Here is a 19,963-nt window from a genome sequence, read left to right as displayed (position 1 = left end):
TCGTGCGGCCGTAGCGCTGTGAACAGGAGGGCCTCGGACCGGGGAACCGGTGCCGGGGCCCTCCTGCGTGCTCTGCTGCCTTAGACCGACCGGCAAATGGAGGGCGCTGTGGCGGGCAAGGGGGCACCTCCCGCCCGAAGGGTGGGGGAGGCTCTCGCCTGACCGGGTTGTCGTCAGTCGCCAATTCTCCGCAGCCCGCCCAGGGTCCGCGAGAGCAGCCGCGAGACGGGCATCGATGCAGAGCCCCGCTCCGATCCGGGACGGGGAAGTAGCGCTTGATCTCTCCGGTGACGGTCGGCAGCGCGCAGGTGGGGAGCCGTGCCGCTGGCGGGTGGTCACTTCGGGCCCCGGGGCTGGTGGGGCTTGCGCTGATGTGGGCCGCCGACGGGTCCGTTCGGCCGGGGGTGCCCGCCCCCGGGGCGGGCACCCCCCCGTAGTGCCCGCCACCGGGCACGCGAGCGTGCCGGTGGCTCATCCTGGTCGTACTCGAACGGACGAAACACCCCCGACCAGGGGTCTACGCACCGCCGACCGGGGGGTGTCGCGTCGCGCGGTCCATAAGACGTCCCGATTCGCCCAGAGATTCGCCCTGGGGTACGGTCACGCGGAGTTCCCTGGTCATCGTGCTGGACGGTCGGAGTCAGGACCAGGGTCAGAGTCAGGACGAGTGCCGTGGCCCCATCCCAAAGACACGACCCTGTGCGGGTCGTCATCATCGACGACGAAGCACTCATCAGGTCAGGACTCGCCATGATCCTCGGCACCGCGCCGGACATCGAGGTCGTGGCCACCTGCTCCGGCGTCGAGTCGCTGGCTGTGGTCCGGGAGCATCGGCCGCACGTGGTCCTGCTCGACATCCGGATGCCCGACATCGACGGCCTCACCCTGCTCCGCCGGCTGCGGGCGCTGCCCGAGAGCCCGCACGTCGCGATGCTCACCACCTTTGACACCGACGAGTACCTGGACCAGGCGCTGCGGCTCGGGGCCAGCGGCTTCCTGCTGAAGGACACCGAGCCGGACATCCTGGCGCGTTCGGTACGCGCGGTGGCCACCGGTGCCGGCTGCCTCTCGGCGCCGGTGCTGCGGCGGTTGCGCGAGGGCGGGCGACCCGCAGGCGGCCGGGGGAGCGAGGTCATCGACAGCCTCAGCGAGCGCGAGCGCCAGGTCCTGGGCTTCCTGGGACACGGCCTGTCGAACATCGAGATCGGCGCCCGCATGCACCTGGGGGCGGCGACCGTGAAGGACTACGTCAGCGCCGTCCTCACCAAGCTCGGCGTGGCCAACCGGATCCAGGCCGCGGTCCTCGCCGAGCGTGCGGGCCTGATCGAATGACCGCCCGCCGAACCGGTGCCCGCGACCTCCCGTCCCTGAACCCCGGAGCGAACCCCGGAGCGGACCCGAGAGCGAACCCCAGAACGAACCCCAGAGCCCCGCGCCTCGGCGCACTGCACCCGCGCACCCTGCACCGGGCCGCCCAGTCGCTGCCCGCGTGGCTGCGCCACGGAGCGGTCACCCTCGTCCTGGTCGCGGCCTCCACCGTCGACGCGCTCCTCAACTTCCCCCCTCCCCGCGACTGGACCTTCACCGTCTCGCTCGTCGCCGCCGTGGCCCTGCTGCTGCGTCGCAGGCTGCCGCGGCTGGTGCTGCTCGCCATACTCCCCGGCCTGTACGCGGGCACCGCGATGGTCGCGGCCATGGCCGCCCTCTACACCGTCGCCCGGGGCCGCCGCGCCACCTGGCAGACGTGGGTTGCGGCGGCCGTGGTCGGGGTCGGGCTGTTCCTGCCCTGGCCGATCACGGACTTCGCCAAGGAGAGCGCCAGCGACATCAGCCAGCGTCTGATCTACGCGGTGATGCTCGCGGCGGGCCCGGCGGCCCTCGGTCTGCTCACGCAGACCAGGGAGGACCTCCGGGAGCGGATCGCCGAGCTGGCAACGTTGCGCGACCACGAGCGGGAGCTGCACGCCCAGACGGTGCTGGCCCGCGAGCGCGCGAGGATCGCCCGGGAGATGCACGACGTGGTCTCGCACCAGGCCGGCCTGATCGCGGTCCAGGCGGGGGCCCTGCAGGTCACCGCGCGCGACCCGGAGGTCAGGGCGACGGCGGGGACCCTGCGCGGGCTCGCGGTGGCGACGCTGGAGGAACTGCGCAGCATGATCCTGGTCCTGCGCGCCGCCGGCGCCGGGCCGACCGAGCTGGTCCCGCAGCCCAGGCTCGCGGACCTGCCACGGCTGGTCGCCGAGTCGGAGGTGGACGCGGCCCTGCACATGCTGGCGCCACCTGAGGGGACGCTGCCCGAGCCGGTGGAACGCGCCGCCTACCGGACGGTGCAGGAGGCGCTGACCAATGTGCGCAAGCACGCTCCGGGCGCGCGGACCGAGGTGTCCTTGCTCTCCGAGGGCGACCGGCTCCGGGTCGCGGTGGTGAACGGGCCGCCGCCGACCGAGATCATCTCCTGGTCGGACCTCTCCGACCTGCCCGGCGGCGGCCACGGCATCGTCGGGCTGCGGGAACGGGCGACGCTGCTCGGCGGCACCCTCGCGACCGGTCCCACCGTCGACGGCGGCTTCGCCGTCCGGCTGAGCCTGCCGGTGGCCCCGCTGCCCGAGGGACCGTCAGCCGGCGAGCGGGTTTCCTTCTGACGCCGTCTGCCGGACACACGTGGGGAGGACCTCCAGGGATAGGCTCGGGCGCGTACCGAACATCTGCAGGATGGAGTGAACGCGATGTCCGAGGGAACCAGTTCCGACCGGCTGCCGCTGGACCGTTCGCCGGAGTGGGCGGAGTTGGGCAAGCATCGGGCGCAGGTGGGGGAGGTGCATCTGCGGGAGTTGTTCGCGGCTGATCCCGGGCGTGGGGAGCGGTATGCGGTGCGGGTGGGTGACCTGTATCTGGACTACTCCCGGCATCTGGTGACCGATGAGACGTTGGGGCTGTTGCGGCAGTTGGCGGTCGCGCGCGGGGTGTTCGAGCTGCGGGACGCGATGTTCCGCGGTGAGAAGATCAATGTGACGGAGCACCGGGCGGTGCTGCACACGGCGTTGCGTGCGCCCCGGGACGCGGTGGTGGAGGTGGACGGGCGCGATGTGGTGCCCGAGGTGCACCGGGTGCTCGACAAGATGGCCGGGTTCGCCGAGCGGGTGCGGTCGGGGGAGTGGACCGGGCACACCGGTAAGCGGATCCGCAATGTGGTGAACATCGGCATCGGCGGGTCGGATCTGGGCCCGGCGATGGCGTACGAGGCGTTGCGGGCGTTCACCGACCGGGATCTGACGGTGCGGTTCGTCTCGAACGTGGACGGGGCGGATCTGCACGAGGCCGTGCGGGACCTGGACGCGGCCGAGACGCTGTTCATCGTCGCCTCGAAGACGTTCACCACCATCGAGACGATCACCAATGCGACCTCGGCGCGCAACTGGCTGCTGACCGAGCTGCGGGCCGGCCAGGAGGCGGTGGCCAAGCACTTTGTGGCGTTGTCGACCAATGGTGCGGCGGTGTCGGACTTCGGCATCGACGTGGCGAACATGTTCGAGTTCTGGGACTGGGTGGGCGGCCGGTACTCCTTCGATTCGGCGATCGGGCTGTCGCTGATGCTGGCGATCGGCCCGGAGCAGTTCCGGGAGATGCTGGCCGGGTTCCACTTGGTGGACGAGCACTTCCGCACCGCGCCGGTGGAGTCGAACGTGCCGCTGCTGCTGGGGTTGCTGGGGGTCTGGTACGGGGCGTTCTTTGATGCGCAGTCGCATGCGGTGCTGCCGTACTCGCACTATCTGTCGAAGTTCACGGCGTATCTGCAGCAGTTGGACATGGAGTCCAACGGCAAGTCGGTGGACCGACAGGGCAACCCGGTGCGGTGGCAGACCGGTCCGGTGGTGTGGGGCACGCCGGGCACCAACGGGCAGCACGCGTACTACCAGTTGCTGCATCAGGGAACCAAAGTTATTCCGGCGGATCTGTTGGGTTTCGCGCGGCCGGTGCCGGGGTTGGCGCCGGGATTGGTGGCGCAGCACGACCTGTTGATGGCGAACCTGTTCGCGCAGGGGCAGGCGTTGGCGTTCGGCAAGACCGCGCAGGAGGTGGCCGCGGAGGGGGTGCCGGCGGAGCTGGTGCCGCACAAGACGTTCCGGGGCAATCATCCGACCACCACGATCCTGGCCGGGGAGCTGTCGCCGTCGGTGCTGGGGCAGTTGATCGCGTTGTACGAGCACAAGGTGTTCGTGCAGGGTGCGATCTGGAACATCGACTCCTTTGACCAGTGGGGCGTCGAGCTGGGCAAGGTGCTGGCCAAGAAGATCGAACCGGTGCTGGTGGAGGGCACCGGCCTGGAGCAGTTGGACTCCTCCACCGCCACCCTGGCCGCCCACTACCGCACCCTGCGGGGCCGCTGAGGCAGCCGCTGCTACCAGGGCATCGCCGCGCCGCCGTTGGGCCGCAGGATCTGTCCGGTGACGAAGCGGGCGGCGTCGCTGACCAGATAGCGGATGGCATAGGCGATGTCCTCGGGCTCGCCGATCAGCCCGAGCGGGGACATCCGGCGCAGCGGCTTCTCGGCCGCCGCGCGGGCGGCCTCGTCCACGCTGCCGTCCGGCAGCAGGTAGTGCCGCGCGGTCATCGCGGTGCGCACCAGTCCCGGTGCCACCGCGTTGACCCGCACCCCGTAGCGGCCGACCTCGGCCGCGAGGTTCTTCGTCAGCTGGACGACGGCCGCCTTGGACACCGAGTAGCTCATGATCTCCGGGGTCGCCGTGTCCACGGCGCTGGAGGCGGTGTTGACGATGCTGCCGCCGCCGCGTGCGCTCATGATCCGCGCGGCGGCCTGGCAGGCGTGGAAGGTCCCCTTGAAGTTGACGTCGAGCACGGCGTCCAGGTCGGCCTCGTCCACGTCCACGACCCTGCCGGTGCGGATGATCCCGGCGATGTTGCAGAGGATGTCGAGCCGCCCCTGCTCCGCCGCCGTGCACTCCATCAGGGCGAAGACCGCCGCCCGGTCGGTGACGTCCAGCGCGGCGGCCGCTGCCGCCTTGCCGATGCCCTCGGCGGTCGCCGCCGCCGAGGCGCCGTCGACGTCGGTGCAGACGACGAAGGCGCCCGCTGCCGCCAGCACTTCCGCGGTGGCGCGGCCGATGCCGCTGCCCGCGCCGGTGACCACGGCGACGCGTTCGGCGAGACCGTAGGGATCAGGGTGGGTGGTCATGGAACAACGAGTACCAGGGTGACCTTGAAGGGGGAAGCAGGAGTACAGTTCCCTACTGACAAGTAACTTTTCGAGGGGTGGCCCGGCATGACAGCGGCAGCAGGGGTGGACCAGGCGTCCGGACGGGCGTCGGAGTTCGATCGGGGCACTGCCGTGGCCCCGCGCCGTGACCAGCCCTCGGTGTACGACGCGGAACTCGACGGTGGCTGGCGCATCGGCGGCGGCATCAACGGCGGCCTGCTGCTCGCCGTCGTCGGCAGTGCCCTCAAGCAGGAGCTCGGCGCCGTCGACGGTCATGCCGACCCCTTCTCGCTGAGCGCCTACTACCTCTCCGCCGGACGCCCCGGACCCGCCGAGATCCGTACCGAGGCGGTGCGGCGCGGACGCACCGTCAGCACCGGCGCGGCTACCCTGCTGCAGTCGGGGGAGGACGGCCGACTCGTGGAGCGGCTGCGCGTGCTGGCCTCCTACGGCGACCTCGACGCAGCGAAGGGCGAGGTGCGCACCACGGCCACCCCGCCGGTGATGCCTCCTCCGGAGGAGTGCATCAGCACCGAGCACGCCCCGCCGGACTTCCTGGCGAACGCCGCGCTGCTGGAGCGCCTCGACCTGCGCCTGGACCCGGCCTGCGTCGGCTGGGCGCTCGGCGAGCCCTCGGGCGAGGGCCGGATCCAGGGCTGGCTGCGCCTCGCCGACGGCCGCGAGCCCGACCCGCTGATGCTGCTGCTCGCCGTCGACGCCCTCCCGCCGGTCACCTTCGACCTCGGCCTCTACGGCTGGACGCCCACCCTGGAACTCACCGCGCACGTCCGGGCCCGCCCCGTCCCCGGCTGGCTCCGGGTCACCCATGCGACCCGGAACCTGGCCGGCGGCTTCCTGGAGGAGGACGCCGAGGTCTGGGACGCGTCGGGCCGGCTCGTCGCCCAGTCCCGCCAGCTCGCAGTAGTGCCCCGCGGCGCGTAGGCCCCCGGCGGGTGGCGGCACCTCGCCGCGCAGGGGGCGTTACGCGCCGCCAGGCACCGCCACGCGGCGGAGCCGCACGGTGCTACTGCGACGGTGCCCCGCGGCGGAGTCGCTGACGCTCGCAACCGCGAAGATCTACTGGACGGACCCTAAGGCCGGTCGGCCTGAAGTCGCTGGTACATGATGTGCAGGCCGACGTAGCCCAGGGTCGGGTGGAGGTAGCCCTCGGGGAGTGTCCCGACGATCTCGAAGCCGAGCGACTTCCACAGGGCGACCGCGCGGGTGTTGGACTCCACCACGGCGTTGAACTGCATCGCGCGGTATCCCTCGGCCCGCGCCCAGCCGAGCACGTACTCGCCCAGCGCTCGGCCGACGCCCCGGCCCGCGTGGGCCGGGTCCACCATGAAGCTGGCACTGGCGATGTGGGACGCCCCGCCCATGTGGTTGGGGTTCATCTTCGCCGTACCGAGGACCGCGCCGGACGCCTCGTCGACCGCGACGACGGTACGGCTCGGCGGCTGCAGCATCCACATCGACCGGGCCCGCTCCTCGTCCAGGTCGCGGGGGTAGGTGTAGGTCTCGCCTGCGGCGACGATCTGGTGGAAGAACGGCCAGACCGCGTCCCAGTCCTGAGCGACCGCCTCTCGAATCATCATGATCACCAGTGTCCCGCCGCGACCCGCCGGGCGGCCAGAGGTTTTCCCCCGCGCGCCGGTAGCGGCAGAATGCAGAGCGGCATCCCTGCGAGAAGGCGGTAACCCAGCGTGACCCTTCAGAGTGCGTCCATCCAGCAGACCATCGCCGACGAGCTCGGCGTACGGGCCGGGCAGGTGCAGGCCGCCGTGGACCTGCTCGACGGCGGGGCGACCGTGCCCTTCATCGCCCGCTACCGCAAGGAGGCCACCGGCGAGCTCGACGACTCCCAGCTCCGGACCCTGGAGGAGCGGCTGCGCTATCTGCGTGAGCTGGAGGAGCGCCGAACCGCGATCCTGGAGTCCATCCGCAGCCAGGGCAAGCTGGACGAGGCCCTGGAGGCGCAGATCCGCGCCGCCGACTCCAAGGCCCGGCTGGAGGACATCTACCTCCCCTTCAAGCCCAAGCGGCGCACCAAGGCGCAGATCGCCCGCGAGAACGGACTGCAGCCGCTCGCGGACCTGCTGCTCGCCGACCCCACCCGGGACCCGCAGAGCGAAGCCGCCGCCTACGTCGGGGAGAACGTCGCCGACACCGCAGCGGCCCTGGAGGGCGCACGCTCGATCCTGGTCGAGCAGTTCGGCGAGGACGCCGACCTGCTCGGCGAACTGCGGGAGCGGATGTGGGGCCGAGGACGCCTCGCGGCGAAGGTCCGCGAGGGCAAGGAGGAGGCCGGGTCGAAGTTCTCCGACTACTTCGACTTCGCCGAGCCCTTCGTCAAGCTGCCCTCGCACCGGGTGCTGGCGATGCTGCGCGGCGAGAAGGAGGACGTCCTCGACCTCACCCTGGAGCCCTACGCCGACAACGCCGACGCCGAGGCTCCCGGCGGCTACGAGGCCCGGATCGCACAGCGCTTCGAGATCGCCGACCGCGGCCGCCCGGGCGACCGCTGGCTGCTGGACACCGTCCGCTGGGCCTGGCGCACCCGGATCCTGGTCCATCTCGGCATCGACCTGCGGCTGCGGCTGCGCACCGAGGCCGAGGACGAGGCCGTCCGGGTCTTCGCCGCCAACCTGCGCGACCTGCTGCTCGCCGCGCCCGCCGGCACCCGCGCCACGCTGGGCCTCGACCCGGGCTTCCGTACCGGAGTCAAGGTCGCCGTGGTCGATGCCACCGGCAAGGTCGTCGCTCACGACACCATCCACCCGCATGTGCCGGCGAACCGCTGGGACGCGTCGATTGCGACGCTCGCCAAGCTCTGCGCTGCGCACAGGGTCGAGCTGATCGCCATCGGCAACGGCACGGCCTCGCGGGAGACCGACAAGCTCGCCGGGGACCTGATCCAGCGCCACCCGGAGCTGAAGCTCACCAAGGCCGTGGTGTCCGAGGCGGGCGCGTCGGTCTACTCGGCCTCGGCGTTCGCCTCCCAGGAGCTGCCGGAGCTGAACGTGTCCATCCGGGGTGCGGTCTCCATCGCCCGCCGGCTTCAGGACCCGTTGGCCGAGCTGGTCAAGATCGATCCCAAGTCCATCGGCGTCGGCCAGTACCAGCACGACCTGTCCGAGGCCAAGTTGTCCCGCTCGCTGGACGCCGTGGTCGAGGACTGCGTCAACGGCGTCGGCGTGGACGTCAACACCGCGTCCGCGCCGCTGCTCACCCGGGTGTCCGGGATCGGGGCCACCCTCGCCGAGAACATCGTGGCGCACCGCGACGCGAACGGGCCGTTCCGCAGCCGCAAGGCGATCAAGGACGTGGCACGGCTCGGCCCCAAGGCGTTCGAGCAGTGCGCGGGCTTCCTGCGCATCCCCGGTGGGGACGACCCGCTGGACGGCTCCAGCGTCCACCCGGAGGCGTACCCGGTGGTGCGGCGGATCCTCACCGCGACCGGTGGCGAGCTGAAGTCGCTGATCGGCAACGGCGCGGTGCTGCGCGGCCTGCGGCCCTCGGCCTTCGCCGACGACACCTTCGGGGTGCCGACCGTCACCGACATCCTGCGCGAGTTGGAGAAGCCGGGCCGGGACCCGCGCCCTGCCTTCCGCACGGCGGCGTTCAAGGAGGGTGTGGAGAAGCTCTCCGACCTGGAACCGGGGATGCTGCTGGAGGGCACCGTCACCAACGTCGCCGCGTTCGGCGCCTTCGTCGACATCGGCGTGCACCAGGACGGCCTGGTCCACGTCTCGGCGCTGTCGAAGACCTTCGTCAAGGATCCGCGCGAGGTCGTGAAGTCCGGCGACATCGTCCGGGTGAAGGTGCTGGAGGTGGACATCCCGCGCAAGCGCATCTCGCTGACGCTGCGTCTGGACGACGAGGCCCAGCCCCGTCAGGAGCGCGAGCGCGGGCCGCGTCAGGGGCAGGGTCAGGGTCAGGGTCAGGGCCAGGGTCGGCAGTCGCAGCAGGGCCAGGGCCAGCAGCGGGGGCAGCGGCCGCCGAAGCCCAGGAACGAGACCTCCGGTAGCGGCAGCACTTCGAACAGCGCCATGGCGGACGCGCTGCGCAGGGCCGGTCTGACCCGCTGACGGGACGAGCGATTGCTGCCATCAGGTGATGGCACAGTGCATCCTGGCGCGCCATTGGCTGGATGCGACGGTCGCCGCTCGTACGATGATCCAAGGAAGCCCTGCCCGCTCCCCCGTGCGGATGGGGCTTCCCCTGTTGCCGCGCATCGGCCTCCGCGCCCTGCTGCTGTCCGAGTGTCTGCGCGTGTCAGTTGCGTGTCAGCGCGTGTGGCGTGAGATCCAGCGGAACGAGTCGGGCAGCATCGACCGCCACACCTCCAGGTTGTGGCCGCCTCGCGGGACGGTCAGCAGATCGCCGGCGGCCGGCGGCCGCAGCGTTCGGATCAGCGTGCGGGCGTCGCCCACGGTCTGACCGTCCTGCCGGCTGCCGGTCAACAGCAGGTCCACGTCCGGCTGCTGCGCCGCCCTGCGCAGCAGCACCAGGGGGTCGTTGGACCGCACCAGGGCCGGGTAGCGCCGCACGGCCGGGGCTATCGGGTCGTTGTAGCCGGAGATGCTGACGGCCGTGTGGAACAGCTCCGGATGGTGCAGCACGAGGTTGACGGCGCAGTATCCGCCCGCCGAGTAGCCCATCACCGACCAGTCGTAGGGGTCGGCCGAGGCCCGGAACTGGTTTTTGACGATGGCCGGGACGTCCTCGCCGAGCCAGGTGGCCGTCTTCGGGCCGCCGGGCAGGTCGGCGCAGCCGGCGTCCCGGGTGCCCAGGGTGTTGGACTTGGCGGCGACAAGGATCATCGGGCGCGCCTGCCGCGCTGTGACCAGCTTCTCCAGCTCGTCCTGGCCCTTCATCGCGTTGAACCAGGCCATCGGGGAGCCGGGCTGACCCGGCAGCAGTTCCACCACCGGATAGCGCTCGCCCTGGTGCTCCGGCTGGTCGTACCCGGGCGGAAGCCACACCAGGAGGTTGCCGTGCACCTGGGAACCGGGGCCCACTTCGTCGGCCGCCAGCAGGCCCTGCACGGTGGGGCGGAAGGCGGGGTGCCCGGGGTCGGTAGGGAGGAGCCCGTAGCCGGTCCTCCCGCCCGGGCCCGAACTCAGCTCAACGCCCGTTCCGGGCCCCGACCCGGTCGCCGGCGTACCGGTCAGGTCCCCCCACGAGTCGTAGAGCGAGTAGCTGTCGTTGACGCAGACCAGCACGACCGCCACCGCCGCGGCCTGGGTGGCCAGCAGCAGCGTCAGCCGCAGGCCCACCCGCAGCGCCGCCGGGCCGGGCAGCCGGTTCCAGACCAGTAGGCAGGTCAGCGTCAGCGCCGCCACGAGTACGGCGGTCAGCGCGAGGAACGGTGTGCCGGTCAGCGACATGGTGCTCGCCCGCCCTTCCCGCGCAGTGACGTCCGGCTTCGAGCGCCGGGACGCTCCGCAGGACCCGCCGTGGTGCAGGATTCCCGCCCGCGAGGGCAACCACGCCGGGGCCGCTGCCTGCCCCGGCGGACCTGTCGGCGCGACCGAACCGGGCGGCGGCGTACGCCTCGGTCACGCCAGGGGAGTTGGCGCCGCCGCCGTCCGGTGGGCGCGCTGGTGGCGCCGGGTTAAATCACCCGTTCGGCTCACCGTCGGAGTGGCGCAGCCACACGGCCGTGTCCGTGGGCAGCAGGAACTGCTCCGGAGGGCTGTCCAGCGATCCTTCCAGCGGGCCGCTCGCGAGCAGCAGCTCCGCACCTCCGGGCAGGGCCACCGGCGTCGGCCCCAGGTTGACGACGCAGCGGAAGCCGCCGGGACGGGTGAAGTCCAGGACCTGGTCACCGGACGGCAGCCAGCTCATCGGCCCGTCGCCGAGCCCGGGTTCGGCCCGACGGAGCCCCAACGCGGTGCGGTAGAGCTCCAGGTGGGACCCGGGGTCACCGGACTCGGCGGCCGCGGTGAGGTCCTTCCAGGCACCGGGCTGGACGTCGAGCCAGGGCGGTGAGCCGTCCGGTCCGTCAGCGGCCGGCGTACTGAATCCGAAGGGCGGGCAGGCGCCGCTCCACGGCAGCGGCACGCGGCAGCCGTCACGGCCCCGGTCGACATGGCCGGAACGCGGCCAGGTCGGGTCCTGCCGCAGCTCGTCCGGGATGTCCTCGACCTCCCACAGACCCAGCTCGTCCCCCTGGTAGACGTACACGCCACCGGGCAGGGCGAAGGTGAGCAGGGCGGCGGCGCGGGCCCGGCGGGTGCCCAGCGCCAGGTCCACGGGCAGGCCGTGGCGCCGGGCCCGGTTGAAGTCGTAGGTGGTGTCGGCGCGCCCGTAGCGGGTGACATGGCGGGTGGTGTCGTGGTTGGACAGCACCCAGGTCGGCGGAGCGCCCACGGGGGCGTGCGCGGCGAGGGTGTCGTCGATGACGGCGCGAAGTGCCGCAGCGCTCCAGGCGCACTTCAGCAGCGGGAAGTTGAAGGCGGTGTGCAGCTCGTCGCGGCGGAGGTAGCGGCAGAAGCGCGCCGGGTCGGTCTCCCACAGCTCGGCCACGAACACGCGCTCGCCGGGGTAGGAGTCGATCAGGGCCCGCCAGCTGCGGTAGATCTCGTGGACGCCCTCCTGGTCCCGCCAGGGGTCGGGGTGGCCGTGGTGCCCGGCGGAGTCGGGCAGACCGGTCTCCTTCACCAGGTGGTCGGTGACGTCGATGCGGAAGCCGTCGACGCCCAGGTCCAGCCAGAACCGCAGCACGGACTCGAACTCGTTGCGGACTGCGGGGTTCTCCCAGTTCCAGTCCGGCTGCTCGGGCGCGAACATGTGCAGGTACCACTCGCCGGGTGCGCCGCCGGCGCCGGAAACCCGCCGCCACGCGGGGCCGCCGAAGTGCGACTGCCAGTCGTTGGGCGGCAGTTCACCGCTCTCACCGCGCCCGGGGCGGAAGTGGAACAGGTCGCGCTCGGGTGATCCGGGGGCGGAGGCCAGCGCGGCCAGGAACCAGGGGTGCTGGTCGGAGCAATGGTTGGGCACCAGGTCCACGATCAGCCGCAGCCCGGCCCGGTGCGCCTCGGCGATCAGCTGCTCGGCCTCGTCGATGGTGCCGAATGCCGGGTCGATGTCGCGGTAGTCGGCGATGTCGTAGCCGCCGTCCGCGAGCGGGGACACATACCAGGGGGAGATCCACAGCGCGTCGACGCCCAGTTCGACCAGGTACGGCAGGCGGCTGCGCAGCCCGGCGATGTCGCCGGTGCCGTCCCCGTTCCCGTCCGCGAAGCTGCGCGGGTACACCTGGTACAGGGCCGCGCCGCGCCACCAGGGCCGGGTTCCGGGCTGGGCCCCGGCGCCTGACTGCGTTCCGGACCGCGCCTCGGGTCGGGTCTCGCTCATGTTCGCCCCTCCGGTCGAAGGTCGGGACGGCGCCCGCTGCGTCGTTCCCGTCATCCCCACCACCCCGTTACCCCGTGCCGAGCTGACGCAACGTGGAACCGTTGCGGCCCTTCCGAACCTGGAGCTGCGCCGGCACGCGGCCACGGAGATCGGCGACATGGCTGACGATGCCCACCGCCCGGTCGCGTTCCCGCAGCCGGTCCAGGACGTCCATCACGTCCTCGAGGGTGTCCTCGTCGAGCGAGCCGAAGCCCTCGTCGACGAACAGGGTGTCCAGCGGCATGCCGCCCGCCTCGTCGGTCACCACGTCGGCCAGGCCGAGGGCCAGGGCCAGCGACGCGAAGAAGCTCTCGCCGCCGGAGAGGGTGGCGGTGTCCCTGTCCTGCCCGGTCCAGGCGTCCAGCACCTTCAGGCTCAGCCCGGAGCGGCCGGCCCCCCGGGTGCGGGCGTCGCTGTGGGCGAGGGTGTAGCGGCCCTGGGACATCACCGCGAGCCGCTCCCCGGCCGCCGCTGCCACCTGTTCGAGCCGCGCCGCCAGGACATAGGTCTCCAGCGACATCCGCAGTTCGTTGCTGCGGCTGGTGCCGGAGGCCAGCGCGGCCAGCCCGGCGACCCGTGCGTGCTCGGCGGCGAGCGGGGCCAGCCTGCGCACCTCCTCGGTCAGGCCGGCGCTGAGCCGGTCCAGCGTCGCGCAGCGCTCCCGGGCGGCCTGCTCCGCCGCGTAGGCGTGCCGCAGCGCCTGCTCGGCGTCGGCGAGCGCGGCGCGGTCCGCCGCGGGGTCGGCCTGCGGCAGCCGCGCCGCCGCGGTGAGATCCTCGTCCGCGAGCTGCGCGGTGACCTGTGCCAGCTCGGCCCGGTGCTGCTCCACCCGGTCGTGCAGCAGTTCGACCTGCGCCGGGGGCAGCACCGCCTGCGCGGCGGCCTCCAGACCCGGGAAGCCCTCGCGCTCCGCCGCCGCCCGGGCCTCGACTCCGGCCTCCCGCAGCGCAGCCGCTCCGGCCTGGGCCGCGCGGGCCGCCGAGGCGGCCTCGGCGAGCCGGTCGGCGAGCGGGCCCACGTCGGCGACCCGCGCCGACACGGACGCGGCCCCCGACCTGCCCCGGTCCAGCTCGGCGGCGAGCTCGTCCTGCTGTGCGGCGAGCGCGTCCAGACGGGCCGTGCGGGCGGCGACCGACTCCGCCGCCGCACCCGCCTCCGCCGTGCGGGCGGCACGCTCGCGCTCCAGCCGGTCCAGCTCCTCCTGCGCCCGGACACCCTGCGCGGCGCCGCGTGCCGCCAGCGCCTGCTCCCGTCGCAGCCGGTCGGCTGCGGCGCGCAGCTCCGGCGCGGGCAGGCCACCGGCCTCCGCGGCCAGCACGGCGGTTCGGTCGCGCAGCTCCTGCGCGGCGCCGGCTGCCTCCTCGGCGAGACGGGCGGCCTCGCGGTACCGGTGCTCGGCCTGCTGCTCCTGCGTCTGGGTCACCCGGTCCGGACCCGGCGCGGCCGGGGCCGGATGCTCGGCGGAACCGCAGACCGGGCAGGGCGCCCCGGTCGCGAGGCGCTCAGCCAGCTCGGCGGCCATGCCCAGCAGCCTGCGCTCGCGCAGCTCGAGCCACCACTCGTGGGTGTCCAGGGAGGACTGACGGCACGTCAACTCGTGTCGCTCCGCAGACGCGAGACGTTCCGTCAACTCCTCCCGCCGCCCGGCCGCCGCGGACCGCCGTTCGGCCTCGGCGAGCTGCTCGGCGAGCTGCTCGGCCTGCACCGCGGCCACCTTTGCCTGGTCCAGCGCCGTCGCCGCGCGCTGACGCAGATCCGGCCACGCGTCCAGCCAGTCCGCCGCCTCCTGCCTGCGGGACTCCGCCTCCTCGCGCTCCCGCTCGAGGCGGCCGAGGAGCAGCACATTGCCCCGGTACTGCTCCTCGGCGGTCAGCAGCGCCCGCAGGCCGCCCAGTTCCTCGCGCGCCGCCCGTTCCGCGCCGGACAGCTCCTCGACCTCCGCCGTACGCAGCCGTTCCGGCAGGCGGGCACGGGCGCGCCGCTCCGTCTCGGCGAGTCCGCTCAACGCCGCCTCGGCCTGCCGGTGCAGTCGCAGCAGCGGGGCCACGGCCTCGGCGCGGCGGGCACGGGCGAGCTGCGCCACCGCCTCCTGGTGTGCGGCCTCCGCCTCATGCAGCTCCCGCGCGCGCAGCGCGGCCCGGTGGTGCCGCCGTTGCCGGTCGGCCAGCACCTCGACCCGGCGGGCCCGGTCGTCGGCCCGGTTCCGCCGCTCGACGGCCTGCTCCTGCCAGGACTCGGCGGCGGCCTGCAGCTCCCGGGCCTGCTCACGCAGCTGCGCGGCCCACGCCAGCTCGTCCGGCGTCGCCTCCGCGACGGTCTCGGCGACCGGTCCCGCCGCTTGCCGCATCCGCTCCAGGCGCGCGCCGATCTCGCCCTGGACCGCCTGGCACGCCTTCTCCGCCCGCTGCCGACGCTCCGTCAGCCATGCCTCGACCTCGCCGAAGCGGGCTGTGTCGAACAGTCGCCCGAGCAACTCGGCCCGCTCCAGCGCCCCCGCGTGCAGGAAGCGAGCGAATTCGCCCTGCGGCAGCAGCACCACCTGGCAGAACTGCTCCCGGCTCATGCCGAGCAGGCGCTGCAGCTCGACGCCCACCTCCTGGTGCGACTTGCTGCTCGCCGCCCAGCCCGGACCGCCCTCAGCGGCCGTGGACCACTCGCGCAGCAGCGTCTGCGCGCGGTCGACGGTCGTGCCGCTGCCCTTCTTCTTCGCCCGGGCCTGCTCCGGGCTGCGGGTGATCTCCAGTCGCCGGCCGGCGAGGGTCAGCTCCAGCACCACCTCGGTTCTGACCTCCGGCACCGCGTGGTCGCTGCGGAGTCTGCTGCGCGGCCTGCTGCCCGGCACATCCCCGTACAGCGCGAAGCAGACCGCGTCCAGCACGCTGGTCTTCCCGGCGCCGGTCGCGCCGTGCAGCAGGAACAGGCCGTCGGCGGCGAGGGTGTCGAAGTCGACGGTCTGGGTGTCCGCGAACGGACCGAACGCGGTGATCCGCAACGAGTGCAGCCGCATCAGCGCACCCCGCCCTCGACCTGGGGTGCCGCTGCCACGGCCTCCGTCGCCTCGCGCAGCAGCAGGGCCTCCGCCTGGTCGGGGGCACTACCGCGGACGTGCCGGACAAAGCCCAGTGCGATGTCGGTGTCGCTGCGGCCCCGCAGCCGCGCTTCGTACGACGGCAGGCCGTCCACCGGGCGCTCCTGCGGCTCGAACGAGAGCTGGAGGGTGTGTGGGAAGCGCACCCGGAGCTGCTCCATCGCGCGCTCGGGGCGGCTCGGGTCGGTGAGCGTGGCCTGCACCCACGACTGCTCGTGTCGTGCCAGCACCGGGTCGGCGAGGAGCTCGGCCAGACGGCCACGCAGCCGGGCGAGGGTCCGGGGGACCGGGCAGTCGACTCGCCGCGCCGCCACCTCGCCCGCAGGACCGAGGTCCACCAGCCACATGCCCTTGCGGTGGTCGGTCTCCGAGAAGGAGTAGGCGAGCGGTGAACCGCTGTAGCGCAGGCGCTCGTTGAGGATCTGGCAGCCGTGCAGATGGCCCAGCGCCGTGTAGTCCACGCCGTCGAACACCGAGGCGGGGACGCTGGGCACGCCGCCGACCGCGATGTCCCGCTCGCTGTCGCTCACCTCGCCGCCGACGACGAACGCGTGCGCCAGCACCACCGACCGGGTCCCGGACGGACGGGTCGCCAGGTCCGCCCGGACCCGGTCCATCGCCGCGCCCAGCACCGCGGCGTGGCTCACCCGGCCGGCCCCGAGCTCCTCGGTGACCAGCGCCGGTTCCAGGTAGGGGAGTCCGTACACCGCGACCGGGCCGTGCTCGTCCGCGAGCAGCACCGGCTCGGCGCAGCGCGCCACCTCCGTCCGGAGATGGACGCCGGCCTGCTCGATCAGCCGGGCGGCGATGCCGAGCCGTCGCGCCGAGTCGTGGTTCCCGGAGATCAGCACCACCGGCACGGACAGTTCCGCGAGCCGGTGCAGCACGCGGTCGAACAGCTCGACGGCGCCCAGGCTGGGAATGGCCCGGTCGTGCACGTCGCCCGCGACCAGCACGGCGTCGACCCGCTCGGCGCGGACCACCTCGACCAGATGGTCGAGGAAGGCGCGCTGGGCGGGGAGCAGGTTCTCCCGGTGGAGGTTCCGCCCGAGATGCCAGTCGGAGGTGTGCAGCAGCCGCATGGTGAACGACAGTAACAACCGCCACTGACAACGCGTTCGCCCCGATGCTCCTTCAGCCCCCGCCCCCGCCCCCGCCCCCGGCCCCCGGCCCCCGGCCCCCGGCCCCCGGCAATGGCACGGGCCCTGCGGCGCGCCGATGGTGCAGCGCGCCGCAGGGCCCGTTCGGGGCGGAGACGGTCAGCAGCGGTCAGAGCTTGGCGTCGACCTGGACCGCGGCGTCCGCCTCGGCTTCGGCGGTCGCCTCGGCCTTGACCTCCGCCAGCGCCGACGCGGCGACGGTGGCGATCAGCGGGCGGTGGTGCCGGGTCAGGCCGAACAGCGCGACGGCGATGGTCAGCAGCAGGGCGCCGGCCGCGATGGTGAAGCTCATCGTGAACTGGCTCTCGGCGGGCAGCGGCGGGATCCCGGCCGGCAGGCCGGTGATCAGCTTGGAGGCCAGCAGCGAGGTCACCACGGCGGAGGCGATGGAGCTGCCGACCGAGCGGGAGATCGAGTTGATGCCGTTGGCGATGCCGGTCTGCTCCACCGGGACGCTCGCCGCGATCAGGGCGGGCATCGAGGCGTAGCCGAAGGCGATGGCGATACCGGCGAGCATTCCGGCGATGATCACGTTGGGGGTGCTGCCATGGCCCCAGGCCAGCCAGGCGAAGCCGGCGACGCCGATCAGTGAACCCATGGCCAGGGTGTAGCGGGCGCCGATGCGGCGGACCAGGATGCCGCCGACGGGCGCGGCGACCAGCGAGATCAGCGCGCTGGGCAGCAGGTACTCGACCGAGGCGCGCAGCACCGAGGCGGTGAAGCCGTAGCCGGCCAGCCGCTGCGGCATCTGGACCAGGTAGGAGATGCCGATGAACTGGGCGAAGGAGGCGAAGCCGACGAACAGTCCGGCGATGTTGGTAAAGGCCACCTGGCGGTGGACAAACATCCGCATGTCGACCAGCGGGCTGCTGACCTTCAGCTCGACCAGGACCCACACCGCGGCCATCACCACGGCCCCGGCGAAGCAGCTGATGATCCGTCCGGAGGACCAGCCCCAGGTGTGACCCTGGGAGATGCCGAGCAGCAGCAGGACCAGGAAGACGGCGAGGGTGGTCGCGCCGAGGAAGTCGATCCGTCCGCCGCTGCGGTGGCCGCCGTCCGGGACCACGAAGGCCACGGCGAGCAGGGCCAGCACCGACACGGCGGTGGAGAACCAGAAGACGTAGTGGTAGTTCGGGTGGTGGCCCTGCGTCAGCAGTCCGGTGACCACCAGCGAGAGGCCGCTGCCGAAGGCCAGAGTGCTGCTGACCATCGCCATCGCGCCGTGCAGCTTCTCCCGGGGCACCTCGTCGCGGATCACCGAGAGCGCGAGCGGGAAGATCGCGGTGGCGGAGCCCTGGAGCACCCGGCCGACGATCAGCAGGCCGAGGGAGGTGGTGGTCGCGGCGAGGACGGAGCCGACGATCATCACCACGAGCACGGCCAGCAGGGTGCGCTTCTTGCCGTACTGGTCGCCGACGCGGCCCAGCAGCGGGGTGAAGACGGCGGCGGACAGCAGGGTGGCGGTGGTGACCCAGCTCACGCCCGCCGCGCTGGCGTGCAGGTCGTTGCCGAGCAGCGACAGGATCGGCACGACCTGGGTCTGTGCCATGGCGACGACCATGGCGGAGAGACCGAGGGCGAAGATCAGGGGGGTGCTGCCGCGCCGCGCGGACGCGGCGGGCAGGGGCAGGGCGTTGCTCATGTCGGTCAGCGGTCCTTCGGAAGTTTCATGCGCTAGATGCTTTAGGTCATCAAGCAATAAGAGGACCGTAACGGCAGAAGGTTTAGGTAGTCAAGTTAAAAGGTTCACCAGCAGAAGCTTTTTTGCGCCTGCTGGCCTAGGCTGCCGCCGTACGCACCCGCCACCCCTCCCCGTTCCGGAGTCACCATGCGTCCGTTCGACCTGCGCCTCGCCCGTGCCATGCGCGACGTGTTGGAGCCGTACCACCTGGCGGTCGTCTTCGCCCCCGCCGCGCTCGACGCCTTCCGGGCCGTCGGCCTCGACCGCGCCTGGGGCCCCTACTTCGCCGGGCGCACGGCCCCGCTCGGCGCGGTGCCTCCGTCGGTGGTCGACGCGATCTACTACCACTTCGATCCCGACCTCGTCGGCACCGAGCTCCCCTTCGTGTGGGCGGCGGCCACGCCGGAGAAGATCCTCACGACCAGGCTCGAGGCCGTCGACGCCGGGCTGCGCGAGGCGCTCGGCGCGGAGGTGCTCGCCTCGCCGCAGCTCGTCGAGGCCGCCGGGTTGGCGGTCGAGGCCGCAGCGGCGTGCACGGCCGCCGGGCGGCCGCTGGGCGCGGCCAACTCGGCTCTGCCGATACCCGAGGAGCCGCACCTGGCGCTCTGGCAGGCCGCCACCACGCTGCGCGAGTGGCGCGGCGACGGCCACAACGCCGCTCTGCTGGACGCCGGGCTCGACGCAGTCGAGGCCCTGGTCAGTATTGTCGGCACCGGCGCTGAGCGCCGCCGCAGCCTGCAACCGCGCCGCGGCTGGGACGACGCGGCATGGGCGGCCGGCATCGCCCGGCTGGCCGAGCGCGGGCTGCTCACGGCTGACGGGGAGCTGACCCCCGCGGGGCAGGCGCTCCGCGACGGGGTCGAGGACGCCACCGACACGCTCGCCGCCGCCCCCTGGCGGGCGCTCGGGCTCGAACGCAGCCGCCGCCTGCACGAGCTCACCGCGCCGCTGAGCGCGCGCGTCGCCGAGGCGGTGGGGCTGCGCGTCCCGATCGGCGAGTTCCCGCTCGACGATCGGACGGCACCGGTTTCCTGACGAGGCGTCCGGCCACTTCCTGACGAGGCGTCCGGCCACGCGAACGCCTTCGCCCTGCGGCCTCCTGGCGGACGGGAGCCTTCCGGTGCCCGGGTGCCAGGGGCGCCGGGCCAGGGATTGGCACGCTGAACCGGCGTCAAGGGGCGTGCGGAAGCGCGAGTGGTAGCAGCGGCCCGGGGCGCACCCTCGTCACCCAGGGTGAGCGCGGGGCGCACCATGTCGGCCGGTGGGGTGGATGGGGCGCGAGGACGGCGTGGGGAGGCGCATTCCTTCACGATGCGTGAACAGAATGCAGCGAGCAGCCGCTCCGGAACGTCACCGGGCGTTCGCCGAGAGTGGTGACCTTGCTCCCAGGGTAAAGACGGCGGCATATGCAC

13 protein-coding genes are annotated in these 19,963 nt (G+C 72.8%); 6 read left to right on the top strand and 7 right to left on the bottom strand.

Annotation, left to right across the window (positions count from 1 at the left end; all coding sequences use genetic code 11):
* The first annotated feature begins 750 nt into the window (after positions 1–750).
* The 3 genes from ABIA33_RS15680 to pgi all read left to right on the top strand — a co-directional run bounded on the left by ABIA33_RS15680 (position 751) and on the right by pgi (position 4,388).
* Positions 751–1,332: a response regulator gene (locus tag ABIA33_RS15680; protein WP_370082056.1), complete on the top strand. Its 582-nt coding sequence runs from the start codon at positions 751–753 to the stop codon at positions 1,330–1,332.
* On the top strand, positions 1,329–2,642 hold the full coding sequence (locus tag ABIA33_RS15675; RefSeq protein ID WP_370081783.1) for a sensor histidine kinase: 1,314 nt from the start codon (positions 1,329–1,331) through the stop codon (positions 2,640–2,642). Before ABIA33_RS15680 ends, ABIA33_RS15675 begins: the two co-directional genes overlap by 4 nt.
* An 84-nt stretch (positions 2,643–2,726) precedes the next feature.
* Positions 2,727–4,388 carry a glucose-6-phosphate isomerase gene (pgi, locus tag ABIA33_RS15670; protein WP_370081781.1) on the top strand — a complete coding sequence of 554 codons (1,662 nt, stop codon included), beginning with the start codon at positions 2,727–2,729 and terminating at the stop codon, positions 4,386–4,388.
* A gap of 11 nt (positions 4,389–4,399) precedes the next feature.
* Here the strand turns inward: pgi and ABIA33_RS15665 are convergent, their stop codons facing one another.
* Complete coding sequence (locus ABIA33_RS15665) at positions 4,400–5,194, bottom strand: SDR family NAD(P)-dependent oxidoreductase (RefSeq protein WP_370081779.1); 795 nt, start codon at positions 5,192–5,194, stop codon at positions 4,400–4,402.
* An 87-nt stretch (positions 5,195–5,281) separates the two neighbouring features.
* Here ABIA33_RS15665 and ABIA33_RS15660 point away from each other — a divergent pair, with 87 nt between their 5' ends.
* Positions 5,282–6,157, top strand: a complete 876-nt coding sequence (locus tag ABIA33_RS15660) for a thioesterase family protein (RefSeq protein WP_370081777.1) — start codon at positions 5,282–5,284, stop codon at positions 6,155–6,157.
* A gap of 149 nt (positions 6,158–6,306) precedes the next feature.
* On the opposite strand, the gene ABIA33_RS15655 is transcribed toward ABIA33_RS15660, so the two are convergent.
* Positions 6,307–6,813 (bottom strand): N-acetyltransferase family protein, encoded by a 507-nt coding sequence (locus ABIA33_RS15655; RefSeq protein ID WP_370081775.1) that lies wholly within the window; start codon positions 6,811–6,813, stop codon positions 6,307–6,309.
* Between the two features lie 108 nt (positions 6,814–6,921).
* On the opposite strand from ABIA33_RS15655, the gene ABIA33_RS15650 reads away from it, so the two are divergent.
* Positions 6,922–9,306, top strand: a complete 2,385-nt coding sequence (locus ABIA33_RS15650; protein WP_370081773.1) for a Tex family protein — start codon at positions 6,922–6,924, stop codon at positions 9,304–9,306.
* Positions 9,307–9,504: 198 nt separating this feature from the next.
* Here the strand turns inward: ABIA33_RS15650 and ABIA33_RS15645 are convergent, their stop codons facing one another.
* The 5 genes from ABIA33_RS15645 to ABIA33_RS15625 all read right to left on the bottom strand — a co-directional run bounded on the left by ABIA33_RS15645 (position 9,505) and on the right by ABIA33_RS15625 (position 18,512).
* Positions 9,505–10,608, bottom strand: coding sequence for an alpha/beta hydrolase (locus ABIA33_RS15645; protein WP_370081771.1), 1,104 nt, complete (start codon positions 10,606–10,608; stop codon positions 9,505–9,507).
* A gap of 232 nt (positions 10,609–10,840) precedes the next feature.
* Positions 10,841–12,580, bottom strand: a complete 1,740-nt coding sequence (locus ABIA33_RS15640) for a glycoside hydrolase family 13 protein (RefSeq protein ID WP_370081769.1) — start codon at positions 12,578–12,580, stop codon at positions 10,841–10,843.
* Positions 12,581–12,647: 67 nt separating this feature from the next.
* Positions 12,648–15,626 (bottom strand): AAA family ATPase, encoded by a 2,979-nt coding sequence (locus ABIA33_RS15635; protein ID WP_370081767.1) that lies wholly within the window; start codon positions 15,624–15,626, stop codon positions 12,648–12,650.
* A complete protein-coding gene (locus tag ABIA33_RS15630; protein WP_370081765.1) occupies positions 15,626–16,789 on the bottom strand; it encodes an exonuclease SbcCD subunit D in 1,164 nt (387 codons plus the stop codon). The genes ABIA33_RS15635 and ABIA33_RS15630 overlap by 1 nt, the downstream gene beginning before the upstream one ends.
* A gap of 187 nt (positions 16,790–16,976) precedes the next feature.
* Positions 16,977–18,512 (bottom strand): MFS transporter, encoded by a 1,536-nt coding sequence (locus ABIA33_RS15625; RefSeq protein WP_370081763.1) that lies wholly within the window; start codon positions 18,510–18,512, stop codon positions 16,977–16,979.
* 186 nt (positions 18,513–18,698) lie between these two features.
* On the opposite strand from ABIA33_RS15625, the gene ABIA33_RS15620 reads away from it, so the two are divergent.
* Complete coding sequence (locus ABIA33_RS15620; protein WP_370081761.1) at positions 18,699–19,586, top strand: hypothetical protein; 888 nt, start codon at positions 18,699–18,701, stop codon at positions 19,584–19,586.
* The last annotated feature ends 377 nt before the right edge of the window (positions 19,587–19,963 follow it).

Source organism: Streptacidiphilus sp. MAP12-16 (genome assembly GCF_041262165.1).
In the GTDB taxonomy this organism is placed as follows: Bacteria; Actinomycetota; Actinomycetes; order Streptomycetales; family Streptomycetaceae; genus Streptacidiphilus.
Note: the sequence above shows the minus strand (reverse complement) of the source record. Positions and strands in the feature narration are given on the sequence as shown.

Bases quoted from the DNA above. Each gene is read 5' to 3' on its own strand.
- ABIA33_RS15680 (WP_370082056.1), top strand. From the start codon at position 751: ATGATCCTCGGCACCGCGCCGGACATCGAGGTCGTGGCCACCTGCTCC.
- ABIA33_RS15675 (WP_370081783.1), top strand. From the start codon at position 1,329: ATGACCGCCCGCCGAACCGGTGCCCGCGACCTCCCGTCCCTGAACCCC.
- pgi (WP_370081781.1), top strand. From the start codon at position 2,727: ATGTCCGAGGGAACCAGTTCCGACCGGCTGCCGCTGGACCGTTCGCCG.
- ABIA33_RS15665 (WP_370081779.1), bottom strand. From the start codon at position 5,194: ATGACCACCCACCCTGATCCCTACGGTCTCGCCGAACGCGTCGCCGTG.
- ABIA33_RS15660 (WP_370081777.1), top strand. From the start codon at position 5,282: ATGACAGCGGCAGCAGGGGTGGACCAGGCGTCCGGACGGGCGTCGGAG.
- ABIA33_RS15655 (WP_370081775.1), bottom strand. From the start codon at position 6,813: ATGATGATTCGAGAGGCGGTCGCTCAGGACTGGGACGCGGTCTGGCCG.
- ABIA33_RS15645 (WP_370081771.1), bottom strand. From the start codon at position 10,608: ATGTCGCTGACCGGCACACCGTTCCTCGCGCTGACCGCCGTACTCGTG.
- ABIA33_RS15640 (WP_370081769.1), bottom strand. From the start codon at position 12,580: ATGAGCGAGACCCGACCCGAGGCGCGGTCCGGAACGCAGTCAGGCGCC.
- ABIA33_RS15635 (WP_370081767.1), bottom strand. From the start codon at position 15,626: ATGCGGCTGCACTCGTTGCGGATCACCGCGTTCGGTCCGTTCGCGGAC.
- ABIA33_RS15630 (WP_370081765.1), bottom strand. From the start codon at position 16,789: ATGCGGCTGCTGCACACCTCCGACTGGCATCTCGGGCGGAACCTCCAC.
- ABIA33_RS15625 (WP_370081763.1), bottom strand. From the start codon at position 18,512: ATGAGCAACGCCCTGCCCCTGCCCGCCGCGTCCGCGCGGCGCGGCAGC.
- ABIA33_RS15620 (WP_370081761.1), top strand. From the start codon at position 18,699: ATGCGTCCGTTCGACCTGCGCCTCGCCCGTGCCATGCGCGACGTGTTG.